This window comes from Flammeovirga kamogawensis, from assembly GCF_018736065.1.
Taxonomy (GTDB): Bacteria; Bacteroidota; Bacteroidia; order Cytophagales; family Flammeovirgaceae; genus Flammeovirga; species Flammeovirga kamogawensis.
The window spans coordinates 1565294-1579668 of sequence record NZ_CP076129.1 but is presented as its reverse complement, the minus strand read 5'-3'; the positions used below and the strand labels follow the sequence as shown (position 1 = coordinate 1579668).

The 14375-nt window shown below is 30.4% G+C and carries 13 protein-coding genes; 4 read left to right on the top strand and 9 right to left on the bottom strand.

Annotation, left to right across the window (positions count from 1 at the left end; translation table 11 throughout):
- Positions 1-109 precede the first annotated feature (109 nt).
- On the top strand, positions 110-472 hold the full coding sequence (locus KM029_RS24340) for a hypothetical protein (protein WP_144076400.1): 363 nt from the start codon (positions 110-112) through the stop codon (positions 470-472).
- A gap of 110 nt (positions 473-582) precedes the next feature.
- On the opposite strand, the gene KM029_RS24335 is transcribed toward KM029_RS24340, so the two are convergent.
- The 3 genes from KM029_RS24335 to KM029_RS24325 form a co-directional block, all read right to left on the bottom strand.
- The gene (locus KM029_RS24335; RefSeq protein ID WP_144076399.1) at positions 583-2235 is read right to left on the bottom strand and encodes a M1 family metallopeptidase; all 1653 of its coding nucleotides are present in this window, start codon (positions 2233-2235) and stop codon (positions 583-585) included.
- 522 nt (positions 2236-2757) lie between these two features.
- The gene (locus tag KM029_RS24330) at positions 2758-3723 is read right to left on the bottom strand and encodes a T9SS type A sorting domain-containing protein (protein WP_144076398.1); all 966 of its coding nucleotides are present in this window, start codon (positions 3721-3723) and stop codon (positions 2758-2760) included.
- A gap of 223 nt (positions 3724-3946) precedes the next feature.
- On the bottom strand, positions 3947-4855 hold the full coding sequence (locus KM029_RS24325) for a helix-turn-helix domain-containing protein (protein ID WP_144076397.1): 909 nt from the start codon (positions 4853-4855) through the stop codon (positions 3947-3949).
- A 212-nt stretch (positions 4856-5067) separates the two neighbouring features.
- Here KM029_RS24325 and KM029_RS24320 point away from each other — a divergent pair, with 212 nt between their 5' ends.
- Together KM029_RS24320 and KM029_RS24315 are read left to right on the top strand one after the other, a co-directional pair.
- Positions 5068-6045 carry a hypothetical protein gene (locus KM029_RS24320; protein WP_144076396.1) on the top strand — a complete coding sequence of 326 codons (978 nt, stop codon included), beginning with the start codon at positions 5068-5070 and terminating at the stop codon, positions 6043-6045.
- A gap of 278 nt (positions 6046-6323) precedes the next feature.
- Entirely contained in the window at positions 6324-7154 is an 831-nt protein-coding gene (locus KM029_RS24315; protein ID WP_144076395.1) for a hypothetical protein, read from the top strand.
- A 102-nt stretch (positions 7155-7256) separates the two neighbouring features.
- Here KM029_RS24315 and KM029_RS24310 read toward each other — a convergent pair whose 3' ends face one another.
- The 6 genes from KM029_RS24310 to KM029_RS24285 form a co-directional block, all read right to left on the bottom strand.
- Positions 7257-8255: an alpha/beta fold hydrolase gene (locus KM029_RS24310; protein ID WP_144076394.1), complete on the bottom strand. Its 999-nt coding sequence runs from the start codon at positions 8253-8255 to the stop codon at positions 7257-7259.
- 198 nt (positions 8256-8453) lie between these two features.
- Complete coding sequence (locus tag KM029_RS24305; protein WP_144076393.1) at positions 8454-9530, bottom strand: hypothetical protein; 1077 nt, start codon at positions 9528-9530, stop codon at positions 8454-8456.
- A 93-nt stretch (positions 9531-9623) separates the two neighbouring features.
- Positions 9624-10007, bottom strand: coding sequence for a hypothetical protein (locus KM029_RS24300; protein WP_144076392.1), 384 nt, complete (start codon positions 10005-10007; stop codon positions 9624-9626).
- On the bottom strand, positions 10007-11017 hold the full coding sequence (locus tag KM029_RS24295) for a hypothetical protein (RefSeq protein WP_144076391.1): 1011 nt from the start codon (positions 11015-11017) through the stop codon (positions 10007-10009). Before KM029_RS24295 ends, KM029_RS24300 begins: the two co-directional genes overlap by 1 nt.
- A 78-nt stretch (positions 11018-11095) precedes the next feature.
- A complete protein-coding gene (locus KM029_RS24290) occupies positions 11096-11830 on the bottom strand; it encodes a GAF domain-containing protein (RefSeq protein WP_144076390.1) in 735 nt (244 codons plus the stop codon).
- 54 nt (positions 11831-11884) lie between these two features.
- Positions 11885-12928, bottom strand: a complete 1044-nt coding sequence (locus KM029_RS24285) for a LacI family DNA-binding transcriptional regulator (RefSeq protein WP_144076389.1) — start codon at positions 12926-12928, stop codon at positions 11885-11887.
- Positions 12929-13101: 173 nt separating this feature from the next.
- Here KM029_RS24285 and galK point away from each other — a divergent pair, with 173 nt between their 5' ends.
- Positions 13102-14262, top strand: a complete 1161-nt coding sequence (gene galK / locus KM029_RS24280; RefSeq protein WP_144076388.1) for a galactokinase — start codon at positions 13102-13104, stop codon at positions 14260-14262.
- Positions 14263-14375: the final 113 nt, after the last annotated feature.

Below are 14375 nucleotides of genomic sequence, written 5' to 3'. Positions count from 1 at the left end.
ACACAGTATTGAATAGATTTAAACACATTATTTTTTGAATTAATCTAATTAGAACATATATTGAGAAACCATTCAATTTACCAACGATATCAAAATTTAAAATTGTGCTATGAAGATATTAACGCCCCTTTTCGTGTTCTCTATAGTTTCTGTGATTGCCTTTACATTACAATTTTCGCCTTTATCTGCTGATACTAACACAACTGAAATAATGTTGAATAGTGGATCACCAGAAGAGACTGTAATTAAGATTAATAGAAGACTCAAAGATAACCATCAACGTGAGTTAAAATGTGTCTTTAAAAACGGTGATATCCTAATAGAAAGCAAAAATGAAATCTTATATGCGGTAACATACAACAAAGATTATCGATATGTAACTGGCTTTGACAAAAACAATAAGTTAAAGTACCTCTATGTTGTTACAAAAGACAACAGTAACAAAATTATGGAATACCATAAATTTATATAAAAAAGAGACCTGCTGTAACACAACAAGTCTCAATGATTTATATTTTTAATTTGTATTCCTTTGATACAATAATACATGAGTAGAACGTAACCTAAATACGTTCTACTTTTTTATTGCATTTTCATAATTCCTATATAATAATTAGGGTTTACCTTTATTTCCTGAATATCTTCTTTTAATTCTACCGATTTCCATTCAGTGGTAACGTCCATTCTTTCAACCTTCTCTCCTAACACCATGTCTACAGGCATTTTAAAAGTAGAAATTGCACTAGTAAAACGATACGACAATCTATTTTTAGCAATTTTATATTCTAAAATAGGTACTTGGCTCGTTCTTAAATATTGATCGAAAATTGGTTCTGCATCAAATCCTAAATGAGTAATTAAATAGTTTTCTATCTGCGTAGTTTCTACTGTTTGATGGTAAAAATCTTTATTTAAACCCCTTAAAGTCGATAACCATTTATCATCATCATTGGTAATTTGTCTAATCATGTTTAACATATTAGAGCCCTTATAATACATATCTCCAGAACCTTCTGCATTTACACCGTATATACCAATAATTGGTTTATCGTTTTGAATACTCCTACGTGTACCGCGTACATATTCTTGTCCTGCCTCTTTACCATAAAAGTATTCCACAAACAAACATTCAGAATAAGATGTGAAACTTTCATGAATCCACATGTCAGCAATATCCTTATCTGTAATATTGTTTGCAAACCACTCATGCCCTGCCTCATGTACAATAATAAAATCAAATTTCAATCCCCATCCTGTTCCACTTAAATCTTTACCTAAGTAACCGTTTTGAAACTTATTACCATAGGTTACAGAACTCTGATGTTCCATTCCTAAATAAGGTACTTCCACTAATTTAAATCCATCTTCATAAAAAGGATAAGGACCAAACCAATGTTCAAATGCTTCTAACATTTCTTTTGTTTGCTGAAACTGTTTTTTTGCTTTTTCTAAGTTTGGTTTTAAAACATAATACTCTAAAGAGAGTTCTCCTTTTTCACCATCGTATTTGTTAGAAAAATGGGCATAATCTCCAATATTTACATTTACACCATAATTATTGATAGGGTTATCTACAAACCAATGATAGGTTTTTGTTTTCTTCTTTCTGTTCTTTTCAACCTTTAATAATTGACCATTAGATACGTCCATTAATAAGTTAGGTACTTCTACAGAAATCATCATAGAATCAGGCTCATCATACATATGATCTTTTACAGGCCACCATACACTTGCTCCTAATCCTTGACAAGATGTAGCTATAAAATCATTCCCATTTGTATCTTTATTCCATGTAAAACCACCATCCCAAGGTGCATTAACAGCTTCTCTTGGCTGACCATTGTAATAAATAACAATACTGTTAACTTCTCCAACATTTTGTTGTTTATCTAAAGTGATAAAAAAAGCATTACCATTTCTTATAAACTTTAATTCTTTATCGTCTTGCAATACTTTGGTGATTTCCATTGGTTGTTGTAAATCAATTTGCATCACTTGAAATGGAGATAACACAGTATATTCTACCTTATTTGTGCCTATTATACTTTTTGATTCAGAAAGAACTTCAATAGATAAATGATAATACTTTAAATCCCACCACTCTCTTTCTGGAGTAATAGAACCCCTTAATGTATCTTGTTCAGTAAAAGATGCTTTATCACCTTGCAATAATTGCCCAAAAGAATTGAATGACAAAACTGATAAAAATAGTACTACTAATAATGGTTTAAACATGGCTTGATTGTTATAATAAAGTGCTAACAAAAATACACAATACTATTTTCATTGATTGCCATTTTTATGATAAAATTAAAGAATCACATTCGTTAACATCATAAATATGTCAACCCTTTGGGGTTAATGGTCTCTATATTGAAAACACATTAACATTCTCATTAAATAAAAATTTAATAATGATAAAACTAGGTATTTCTATTTTCCATCAAAACAGTTTCCCGTTATCCTCAAATTAGAGGGTATAAAATATATAGATTGTCTTACAGAAATAAAGTAAGATTGATCATGAAATAATAAGTTAAAAAAAGTAGTAGTAGCATATCATAAAGTGTAGTAAACCTCATTACTCTACGGAGTATTTCTGAGTGAAGAATGTGTATTGCATAGCCTTCATTGTCAAGGGGTTTAATGAACAGATAACTATCAACCCGAATGAAAGAAACTGAAGGTTCTTTCTTCGAACTATTTTCTCATGTGACTGCCTAATTTTTAGGCAGTCACTTTCATTTAAAAGGGATTTTATCTTACAATAACTTTTTCAGTTGTTATAGCAGCACCACTTTTCACCTCAATAAATAATATACCCTGTCCGTATGTCATCGGTAATTCTATATGATTATATTCCGTTTCAAATTCAGCGTATGTTCTACCAGATGCATCAAATATTCTAATGTCCATATCATCATACGTTGAGACAATATGTATATTCTCGCCATAATTAACGGGATTTGGGTAAACACTTACAGTATTTTCAGTTTGTTCTAAATAAATAGCATTAGGACCAAATGTTTGAGATAAGCCATCTAAATCTGTCTCCACCAAACGGTAATATACTACAGAAGCTACAGGTAAATTTGAATCTATATATTGATAATCTAATTTTGTATTCGAATTACCAGCCGCTTTAATATCACTAATTACAGTCCAATTTCTTGTATCAATAGATCGTTGGACCTCAAAGTTATTGGAATTAATTTCTGTTGCTGTACTCCAATTTAACTGTACTTGATTATTAATTAATTTACTATCAAATGAAATTAACTCTACTGGCAAATCTGATTCGTCATAAATTATCTTATCATCACCTGTATTAGTTATATCGTATTCCTCGTTAATAATCAATCTGCTATCTTTCTTTAAAACAACTTTATAATTCTTGTTATTTCTCGTGAAAATATCATTATCGAAAACACATGTATTCTTAATAATTAAACGAATTTTACCATTCCCTTCTAAAGTTATTGCAGCATCAGAGACAATAACGTTATCAAAATTTATTTTTAAAGTTGTATCCTGACTATTATTATATATCACGTAATTACCTGAATTGACATTAGTTGTACAACTATAATCCTGTTCTATATAAGTGATATTATTATCATTAGCTAATGGCTCAATAGCATTAAATGATAAGGTTTCACTATCTAAAGTAGTGCAAGATGCAATAAGAAAAGAAGCAAAAATGAGAAGTATATATTTTTTCATAACAAAAATAATTTATTTAGCGAAAAGATTAATTTGTATAATCTCGAACGAAAATTATTAATGTTTGATGAAAAAATTTATCCCAATTTAGAGTTGTTAAAATAATGAAATGATTTGTTTAGAACTTCTATCATAAGTTGATTAAGAACTATCAAATAGTATCATCAATTATCTTAGAAAATAAGATTTGATTTAAAAGAGAGCATGCCATAATTACACCTCACTATTTGGCCAGAAACTCTTTCTTATACTTCATTGGAGTAAACCCAGTTTTACTTTTAAAGTATTTTATAAAATTAGAGTTATCTATAAAACCTAATCTTGTAGCAATCTGAGAAGAATTTAAATTAGATTGTTCTACTAAAGATTTTGCCTCTATCATTATGTAATCATCAAGAATTTGTTTAGCCGTTAAATTTGTCGCTTCTTTTACACACTCTGATAAATAAACAGTGCTTATATCTAACTTATCTGCATAAAACTTAATTGGATGAAATTTTTCTGGAGTCGACTTAATCAAATTTTCAAACTTTAATGTCATCAGCTCTTTTTTGGTTTTTATAGAACTGACTTTATCTACAAAAGCCAATTCATCTTTTATTTTGAATAATAATAGCGTAAGGTATGCTCTAATAATTTCAAGATTATCTTTTGTTAGTTTTTTGTAATGGAAAATCATTAAATCAAAATAATAAATAAACTTATTGATTTGTCCTCTATCTAGTTTATAGCCTGGAATAGTAAAATGATTGAAAAATGGAAAATTTTCAAATACATCAAATACATTTTTTGTAAACGGTAAAAATTCAGGAGAGAAAAGAACAATGTAACTCATGTAAGAAGTATCAGCTTGCTTTACATCCCAAGATGATTTCTGTCCAGAAGAGATAAAATTTAAATTATAATCAATTGAATTTACTTCATAATCATCTATAGTAATTTTCGCATCTAACCCTATACACAAATTTATTTCAAAATAATCATGCTTATATGAAATAGCAGGTGCACTAGAAATATCTACACCTTTAAAACTAGAAATATAAAATAAGGGATTATTGGTGTTTTCTAAACCTAAAGTTTTTAGAAAATCATTAATATTATTTGCATTGTATTGCTCTACCTTACTTTCCATAGTACATAACTCTTAGATTCAATATAATAGTAAACTCTACTTACATAGAAATATACCATAATTTACATATAAATAAACCTTATCATAAATTATTTTGTATTTTATTATACTCTATTCACATTTAAAGCTTGAAAAAACAAAGAGTTGACTAATATATTTGCTTTATCAAAAAACGATAATTCAATTTATAATACATTAAATATCAGAATATTATGTCAACAAAAGAAATAATGGTCAATCACGAATGGGGTGCTTTAAAAGAAGTAATTGTAGGTAGTGCATACTTCTATATCCCTGGTGAATTTCCTGAATACATGAGACCTTGGTTAAGTGATTTAGCTGTGGAAAGATTCACGAAAACGTGTGGAGGTACTATTGAAGAAAAGCTTCCTGAATTATGGAAAGAACAAGTAGATCAGATTCAAACGGCAATTAATCTTTTAGAAGAAAGAGGTATTAAAGTTCACAAATGTGAGAAGCCAAATGAAGAAGAACTATCCTTTTTTGGAGAAGGTGAATTTCTTCGTTTATCTATGTATCCTAGAGATGAGATTGTTGTTATTGGTAATAACTACATAGAAACGAGTTTACAAAACCAAGGTAGACGTAGTACTAAGTGGGCAATAAGACGTACGCTTAATGAACGTCTTGAAAATAGCGATGCACAAATTGTTGCTATGCCAGAACCGTTCCCATATAGTGGTGGTTCGTACCTTGAATCTGGTGATGTTTTTCTTTTAGGTAAGGATATACTTGTTGGACATTCTGGTAATGGTAGTAATGCTGCAGGTATTGCTTGGTTAAAAAGATATTTAGGTGATGAATACAGAATTCATGAAGTGAAACTTTCTAGTAATTTCTTACACTTAGATTGTGTTTTATGTACACCTAGAGAAGGACTGGCTATTATCTGTAAAGAAGCATTTGTTGATGGTATACCTCCGTTATTAGCAGATTGGGAGTTAATTGAAGTATCTGTCGAAGATGCCGAAACAAAACAGGCTTGTAATAATCTAGTAATTGATGAAAAGACTATTATGGTTCCATCTGAATTACCTGAATTAATTAAAGATTTAGAAGATGCCGGGCAAGAAGTAATTGCTACTCCTTTTAGTTCTATGATCTGGCAAGGCGGTTCTTTCCGTTGTTGGCACCACCCTCTAGTTAGAGAGAGTGCTACATTAGCTTAATATATGCATCTAGTGGTTACATTTATTAATGTAACCACATTTAAAAATTACCTATAAACTGTGCAAGTGTGATTCATGAAATAAGAATAATTTCGATATCTAGACTATTACTAACAATGGTGATACTTATATCTTATATATGAAATACATATATAATAGAAAATAACACTGTATTGTTCTCATCTCTTTAAATAATAAAACCTACAAGATTCTCTAAAATCAAGTGGTTTTTTCTACTTGAAAGCTCTAGTAGGCATTCATATAATTTTAATAATACCATGTTTTTAAAAAACCTTTCTATTTCTATCATTGTGATGGCTGGCTTTTTTATGCCTAAAAGTTCATATGCTCAAGAGAGAAAATCAACTACCTTTCTAGAATATGTATATGGCTGGAATAACACCGATTATTATTGTGGACAAAACCCTAAGAATGGAGGTATGGGAATGTTTACTTTAGATCATACCACTATTACTAAATGGGGTGGTGTTTACGGATTTGTAAACTTTTTATTTGCTCCCGATGGTTTCTACGAAGCTGGATATAGCAATGAAACTTTAGATAAAACATCTGGAAAATATAGATTATATTCTGAAGTATATCCTTGGGTAAGTTTATCTGGAATTACTGGTAGAGACTTTTCTTTTGGGCCTGTTGCAGATGTATCATTAGATGGACAAATAAACCTTACTAATGGTAATGCTGCTGGTTTAGCTGGTATTGGGTTTACTTTTAAAGCTCCACTAAAAAAAGATTTCTTAAAAGTTTCTGCATATTGGAGAACCGATAATGTTAAAGAAAACTCGATGCAAATTACTGCCGCATTTAACTTACATGTATGGCAAAAAGCTGGATTTAGAATACAAGGATTTGTTGATCTAATACCTCAAGTTAAAAATAGGGCAGAATTTGGTGGTGCAGATTTAGGTACAGATTTCTTATCACAGGTACGCTTCTTATTTGATGTAGGTAGAAACACCATTTTCAAAAATGATTCGTTTTCTAAACTAGAAATTGGATGTGGTATTGGTATGCACTTTAATAAAGATTTAAAAAAGCATAAAGCAAGCTCTTTTGTTCCTCAACCTTGTATTAGATTGTCATTTTAAATTCCTGTATAAACGCATTAAAATCAATATATCGAAAAGTAAAAAGTCATACCATCTATTAATTTTAGATGATATGACTTCTGGCTATCAAAAAAGTAACTCTTATTTAGCTGGTACAATTTCTCTTAATTCATTTATTAAAACTTGAGGGCTTTCTTCCTGAGGGAAATGCCCTACTTCTTCTAATTCAATTACTTTAAAATTATTCCAGTTGTCTACCCAATATTTTAATTCTACATCTCTAAACGCTCTATCTTTCATTCCCCAAATAAAAGTAGTAGGAATAGTATCAATTTTACTTTTTTGAGACCAAAGACTAGCCAACCATTCACTTGAATCAATAATTTCTTTTGGGAAAGTATAACACCCTTTTCTTTCTTTAGGTGTTTCCATATGTTTATAATAGTATTTATGTATCTTTTTTGATAAACTTTTTTTATCACCTAAAACACCTTTCAAAGCCACTTTACCAAAAAAATTGAATCTTTTAGTTAAAGACTTCCCAAAACCTTTACCAAAAAAATTACTAAAACTTTGATAAAATTCATCATCTTCTAAAGACCACATCCAAGTATTCATTATTACAATACGCTTAATTTTTTCTGGATGTTTTAAAGCATAAGACAAACCAATAGGCCCTCCCCAATCGTTAACAACTAATGTAATATTTGTTAGATCTAAACTATCTAATAGAAGTTCAAGATTTTCTGCATGATGTTCTGGTAAATAATCCCAATCATAAGGCTTGTCTGATAATCCAAATCCAATATGATCAGGAACAATACATCTATTAGTTTTAGACAGTGCTTTAACTTCGTTTCTAAACTCAAAAGACCAACCAGGGTTTCCGTGAACCATTACAATAGGATCTCCTTCGCCTTCATCTATATAATGCATATTACCAACAGGTACTTTATAGAAATGATCATCAAAAGGATATTCTTTAGCGTCAAACCATTTTTTATCTTTAAAGGTATTTACTGCCTTACTTTTTGAGCCATTTTTATATTTTTCCTGAGCATTAATAGTGTTTTGGAAAAAAATAAAAGTCAATAAACTTGTAATGCCTAAATAGATCAATACTTTTTTTAAATTTTGCATATCGTTATTTTTAAATAGTTAATTAATTGATATACACAAAATTAAATATTCACCTATTGGGTAAATTGTATAAATCGGAAAATTAAATTTTATTAATAACGTATTCTTTATTTAAGGTTTTATTATCACTATTAATAATATGTTGATTGATCAAAAATGAAACTAGAGTAGAAATGTATTTAATATTGGAAAACTATTTTACCAATCATCGTCGTCGTCAGATCCAAAATCATCATCATCAGACCAAGTATCGTTATCACTTAGGTCAAACCAACCGCCAGTTTTATTTTCTTCTGATTCTGATTCTGTTATACCATAGTCATCAATTACTATATCATCTGATGAACTAGAGGTATCGGTATTGAAATCGTCAAAATTAGAAGTTATTTCATCGTTAAAGTAATCTGAACTAGCATCTACAGATTCCATATATCCCATATCATGCCCTAATTCCGTTTCGAAAAAAGAATCTTGTATGGTGATATTGTTATTGTGCGACATATTAGACCACAGCATACTATAAAATAAGAAATCATCAAATCCATAATATCCGTAATGGATTCCATAATCTCCGTATTCTCTTTTATAGCGTATGTTTTCTTTAGAAGCAACCTTTTGAGTTGGAACAATAATTTTTGATTTCACACTCAATTTAACATCATCAACCTTCATTAATGATTTAATATTTACTTTCAACTCCTGTAAAAAAGCCTCGAAAAGGTGCTGCTTTTCTAATTTAAAAGCATTGTATTTTTCTTGATCTTGAAAAAGATCTTTCATTTCATTTTCTAATGACGAACGCTCCTTACCTTTACTATTAAATTGTTTGAGTAAACCGTTAATTTTTATGGCAATTGGGTACTCCCCGACATCATGCGTTCGATTGATATCTATTTCTAACAAGTATTTAAAATTATGGTCTTCGTGTTCCATAATCATCACAAGTTTTTTAAAGTAAACAGACATTGATGTATCAACCTCTAAGTCATATGCATCAAACGCTTCTTTTAAATCACCCTCTTTACCTTGTGTATCTAAATAAAAATCTATTCCATCATGTGATAAACGTACTATATTATCAATATTTGAATGGAAAAGAACTGTATTTAATTGCTGTAATATAGATAATGCAGAAAAGGTTTCTCTCTCTACTTTATCAGATACATTACCCATAGTAAGGTAATGCAACATTCTTTTAAAAGCTTTAGTAGGTTTAACTTTTTCTATTTGTGTTAACTGACTTGGGTCAATTGTTATATTTCCTTCAAAATACATATTATACCATTTAGTAGTACTACTTTTTTTTATTAAAAATGCAAAATCAAATTAATTCATGCAATTTTTAATTGGGTATAAGAGGAAGTAAATTTAATCTATTATAAACTTATCCCCATGCCACTCAAATATTAAATTATTGTCAATTTCCTTTACTTTAACAAAAGGAGTACTGCCCTTTTTTTTACTCCATATAATAGTTGGTTCTCCACTTACAACATAAGCTTCTAAGCCACTTAATTCTTCTTGATGATTTTTAAAGTCGTCATCTACAAAATCAACTGTAAAAGTATTACTACTTTTAGTATAGCTTAATCTTGCTTGGTCTGTATGTTCTTCTTCGTCACTATCTTGCATCTGTACCATACATTCTGTTACAGAAAATTCTCCTCCATTAAAGTAGAACTCCATTACCTTCTGTTGTGCAAAAAGTGTTGATGAAAACAGGATAAAGAAAAGTAAGAAAAGATTTTTCATTATAATCCGAATCTATAATTTACACCTGTAAGTAAGAATTTACTATACTGAGAAACTCCATATTCTCCTCTAATCATTATCCTTTTAGATAATTGGAATTGACCTCCAAATTGGAAAGTGAATTTTTGAATAAGGTCTTTCTTAATTTCATATTGAATTGACATATTTTCTATATTACCAGAACCTACATCAATCCCAATTTGTTCATTAACACCATCAATAATTTTCTTTTGAACAGGAGATAATTGACCGTACCAATTTCTTACTGCATCTCCAATTCCTGGTATTGCTGTCCCTAATGTTATATCACCTGCATTCCCTTCTGCATTGGTAAAATTACGGTACATTGCACCTACATAAAATGCTAAATAACGCTGCTTTTTAAAGTTAAATCTTCTACCAAATCTTGCAGAAGATGTGATTACACCAACATTATTTTTAAGTAATTCTGTTCTTGTAGCTGAGTAATTAATATCCCAAGAAATAAAATATTGGCCAATACCATAATTAAATGTAGCACCTCCACCAAAAGCAATTGCTGTAAATTCTACTTTTGAGCTAAACTCAGGAAATTTCTCGTTACCAAAATTTGGTTGTAAACTAACTTCTGTACTACCTCCTACTTGTGAGAATAAACCATAAACATCTAAAAAGGGAAGTACAAAAAGGTCAGCACGTACATTGTAACCGTGTGAAACAGCTCTTGTTTTCTTAAATCCAAGGGTATTTTTATTAAAAATTGGGTTGTACCCCATATTATTAAAACCCAACTTAAAATCTGTAATATCTAAAAACATTTCATTATATACATAATGTAATGCTACTCCTCCAGGTAATGGGAAATCGTAACCTCTATCTATCACTTGTTGTCCCCAAATAGGAAATTTATAAGGATAAATACTGTCTGTATTTGCAATTATTGTTTGATCATTAGGTTCTTTTAATGTTTCTTCTTGTGCATAAAGACTAAAAGACAACAATGAAAAAAGTAAGAGTAATATGTATTTCATATTTGATAGATTAATAAGAGATCGTATTATAAATATATACTAATATCATTTAATCTGCTAAAAAATGTTATTATTATTCTAATTACTCTGATAATTTTTCAATCCATCCATTAAATTTCTTAGATCATCTACTGATTTCTGAAGGTTATCTATTATTTGTAATACTTGAGGATCTTCAATTCTGTAAAGACTTAACAAGTTTGCTAAACTTTCAATAGAGTTCATCGGTCCAAGAATATCTTCTGAAGATTGAAATATAAATTTTTCGAGAACAACATTGTGGCTATTTAAATTATTATTTAGTTCTTTTAGAATATGGTTTTTCTTTCTTAACTCAAACAATCGCATAACTTGACAAGATAAAGCCATCAAAGTTTCTTGTTGTCCTTCGGTAAGTGTTTTTGGTTTATCATCAATTACACAAATAGTACCTAGTGGGTTTCCCTTATTTGTTACTAGTGGTACTCCTGCATAAAATATTACATGTGGGTCTTCGGTTACAAATGGATGATCATGGAATCTCTCATCTAAACGTGCATCTTCAACAATCATTATTTCTCCCGGTTTATTTAACGCATGCCCACAAAAAGACATCTCTCTTAAACCTTCTGTTGCTTCAATTCCGTAAGTTGCTTTAAACCACTGCTTTTCATTATCAATTACACTTATCATACAAATAGATGTATTACAAATTTGTGCAGCTATTTTTGCAATATTCTGATAGTCTACTTTATCAATGCTATTAAATAAGTCATAAGATGCTAAATCTTCTAACCTTATTTTTTCTGTTTTTGGTATTTCGGGCTTTATCATAGTTAATTTATTTAGAGTAATTTACATAAAATTATCTAAGATCTAACTTTAATATCAAGTACTTTCTCTTTCTATTAATTGCACAGGTAATTTTCTAATTATTGACATCGGAATAAACACTCTCCCACTATCTTTTGCTTTCTTCATCTCGTTAATCCTATCTTGTAATAACCCTGCCGCTATATATCCCATTTCTTTTGCAGGTTGGTTTATAGTTGATAAAGAAGGGTAAAATAGCTCACCCATAGCATCACCAGAAATACCCATAACCGCAATTCTATCTGGAATTTTTATTCCTCTTTTGTGCAATAAACTGATTAATTTAAATGCGATAGGATCATTAAAAGTAATAATTGCATCTGGACGGTCTTTCAAAACCATCAATTTATCTAAAGCAGTTCCTACGCTTCTTCTTAAATCGATTGTTGGTACAATCAAATCACCTGATGTTCCTCTTCCATTACGCTCCATGGCCGTTTTATAGCCTAATAATCGCTGTTGCGAAATATGCATGTCCGTTGGTCCTGTAATAAATGCAATTCGTTTATACCCTTTATTTATTAAATGATTTGTAGCTTGGTAACCTGCATCAAAATCATCTACAATAACACGCGGTATTGGTAATTCACTATTTGGTAAAATTCTATCAAAAACAACAATAGGAATTTCTTCTTCCATTACTCTTCTCAAATGATCATCCTTTGTTGTATTAAATGATAATGAAATTAATATACCATCCACTTGCCTGTCAATTAACAAATCAATACAATCACTTTCTTTATTTTCATTCTCATCACTATAAACAATAATAAGGTCGTACCCCAAAGGTTTAAGAAATTCATCAATCCCCATAATAACAGTCCCGAAAAAAGAAACTGTTAATTCTGGTATTATTACACCGATAAGATATGACTTTTTACTTGCTAAACCTGCTGCTAACACACTTTTCTTATACCCTATTTTATCAGCCAATTCTACAACCTTTCGTTTTGTAATAGGATTGATATCTTGTGCATCTCTCAACGCTCTTGATACCGTAGAGACAGATATGTCTAATTTTCTGGCAATGTCTTTTATGGTAGGCCTTTTCTTTTTCATGTGTTAAAATTATACAAAATGATAGATTATGACAAGATACAAAATTTCCGAGAACGTTACCGGTAACGCTATTTTAAAATTTTAGGAAGTGTTATTTTGGCGATTTAAAATTTAACCCTCAGATTTGAGCTATTGAAATGAAATAAAGTATTTAAACTTAAACATAAAATACCATGCAAGCTAAAGCAATCGTAGAAAAATTTGAAGCATTATTCAGCAAGGAGCCAATGATCTCAAGAGCTCCAGGTCGTGTTAACATCATCGGTGAGCACACAGACTACAATGATGGTTTTGTTCTACCTGCATCTATTGACAAAGAAATGGTTTTTGCATTGGCATTAAACGGTACTAACACTGTAAATGCTTATGCACTAGACCTTGAAGAAGAAGGTTCTTTTGAACTAAGCAATATTGTTCCTACTGAAGGTTGGATTAACTACATTAAAGGTGTAGTTGCAGAAACTGCTAAGAAAGGTTTAGAGCCAAAAGGTTTTGACGTAGTATTTGCTGGCGATGTTCCTTTAGGAGCTGGTATGTCTTCTTCTGCAGCTTTAGAATGTGCCTTAGCTACAGGTTTAAATAAATTATTTGATGGTAACTTATCAAAAATTGACATCGTATTGGCATCACAAATGTCTGAGCATAACTTTGCTGGCGTTAAGTGTGGTATCATGGATCAATTTGCATCTACTTTCGGTCAAACTAACAAAGTGATCAAGTTAGATTGTCGTACTAAAGAATATGAGTACCATAACTTAGATATTACAGGACATAAACTTGTTCTTTGTAATACAAACGTAACTCACTCATTGGCTTCTTCAGAATACAATACTAGAAGAGAGCAATGTGAAGCTGGTGTTGAAATCATCAAACAAACATATCCTAACATTATCAATTTGCGTGACGTATCTGTTGAGCAAATGCACGAGTTTGAAGGTAAAATGGACGAAACAATCTACAACAGATGTTCATACGTAGTTGAAGAAAACGACCGTTTAACTAAAGCTTGTGAGTATATGGATAAAGGTGACTTAGTGAACTTAGGTAAAATGATCTATGGTTCTCACGAAGGTCTTTCTAAAAAATATGCTGTTTCTTGCCCAGAATTAGACTTCTTGGTAGAGCAAACTTTAGAAGATGATAACGTTCTTGGTGCAAGAATGATGGGTGGCGGCTTTGGTGGCTGTACTATCAACCTTGTAAAAGAAGAAGCTGTAGATGCATTTATTGAGCGTATGACTAAGGCATACAAAGAAGGCATGAATAAAGAGATGTCTGCTTATGCTGTTGTTATTGGTGAAGGTGCAAGAGTTGAAGAATCAGTAGAAGCTTAATTTAAGCTCTAAATTATATTAGAACGTAAATTAAAATTGGTGACAAATCAGTTTTAATTTACGTTCACTAATATGCTAACTAGCATTTAGAACAAACTATACAGACTTAAAAG

What these genes read in the sequence shown, in the direction of transcription:
- KM029_RS24340 (WP_144076400.1), top strand. Translation starts at nt 110, where the DNA reads ATGAAGATATTAACGCCCCTTTTCGTGTTCTCTATAGTTTCTGTGATT.
- KM029_RS24335 (WP_144076399.1), bottom strand. Translation starts at nt 2,235, where the DNA reads ATGTTTAAACCATTATTAGTAGTACTATTTTTATCAGTTTTGTCATTC.
- KM029_RS24330 (WP_144076398.1), bottom strand. Translation starts at nt 3,723, where the DNA reads ATGAAAAAATATATACTTCTCATTTTTGCTTCTTTTCTTATTGCATCT.
- KM029_RS24325 (WP_144076397.1), bottom strand. Translation starts at nt 4,855, where the DNA reads ATGGAAAGTAAGGTAGAGCAATACAATGCAAATAATATTAATGATTTT.
- KM029_RS24320 (WP_144076396.1), top strand. Translation starts at nt 5,068, where the DNA reads ATGTCAACAAAAGAAATAATGGTCAATCACGAATGGGGTGCTTTAAAA.
- KM029_RS24315 (WP_144076395.1), top strand. Translation starts at nt 6,324, where the DNA reads ATGTTTTTAAAAAACCTTTCTATTTCTATCATTGTGATGGCTGGCTTT.
- KM029_RS24310 (WP_144076394.1), bottom strand. Translation starts at nt 8,255, where the DNA reads ATGCAAAATTTAAAAAAAGTATTGATCTATTTAGGCATTACAAGTTTA.
- KM029_RS24305 (WP_144076393.1), bottom strand. Translation starts at nt 9,530, where the DNA reads ATGTATTTTGAAGGAAATATAACAATTGACCCAAGTCAGTTAACACAA.
- KM029_RS24300 (WP_144076392.1), bottom strand. Translation starts at nt 10,007, where the DNA reads ATGAAAAATCTTTTCTTACTTTTCTTTATCCTGTTTTCATCAACACTT.
- KM029_RS24295 (WP_144076391.1), bottom strand. Translation starts at nt 11,017, where the DNA reads ATGAAATACATATTACTCTTACTTTTTTCATTGTTGTCTTTTAGTCTT.
- KM029_RS24290 (WP_144076390.1), bottom strand. Translation starts at nt 11,830, where the DNA reads ATGATAAAGCCCGAAATACCAAAAACAGAAAAAATAAGGTTAGAAGAT.
- KM029_RS24285 (WP_144076389.1), bottom strand. Translation starts at nt 12,928, where the DNA reads ATGAAAAAGAAAAGGCCTACCATAAAAGACATTGCCAGAAAATTAGAC.
- galK (WP_144076388.1), top strand. Translation starts at nt 13,102, where the DNA reads ATGCAAGCTAAAGCAATCGTAGAAAAATTTGAAGCATTATTCAGCAAG.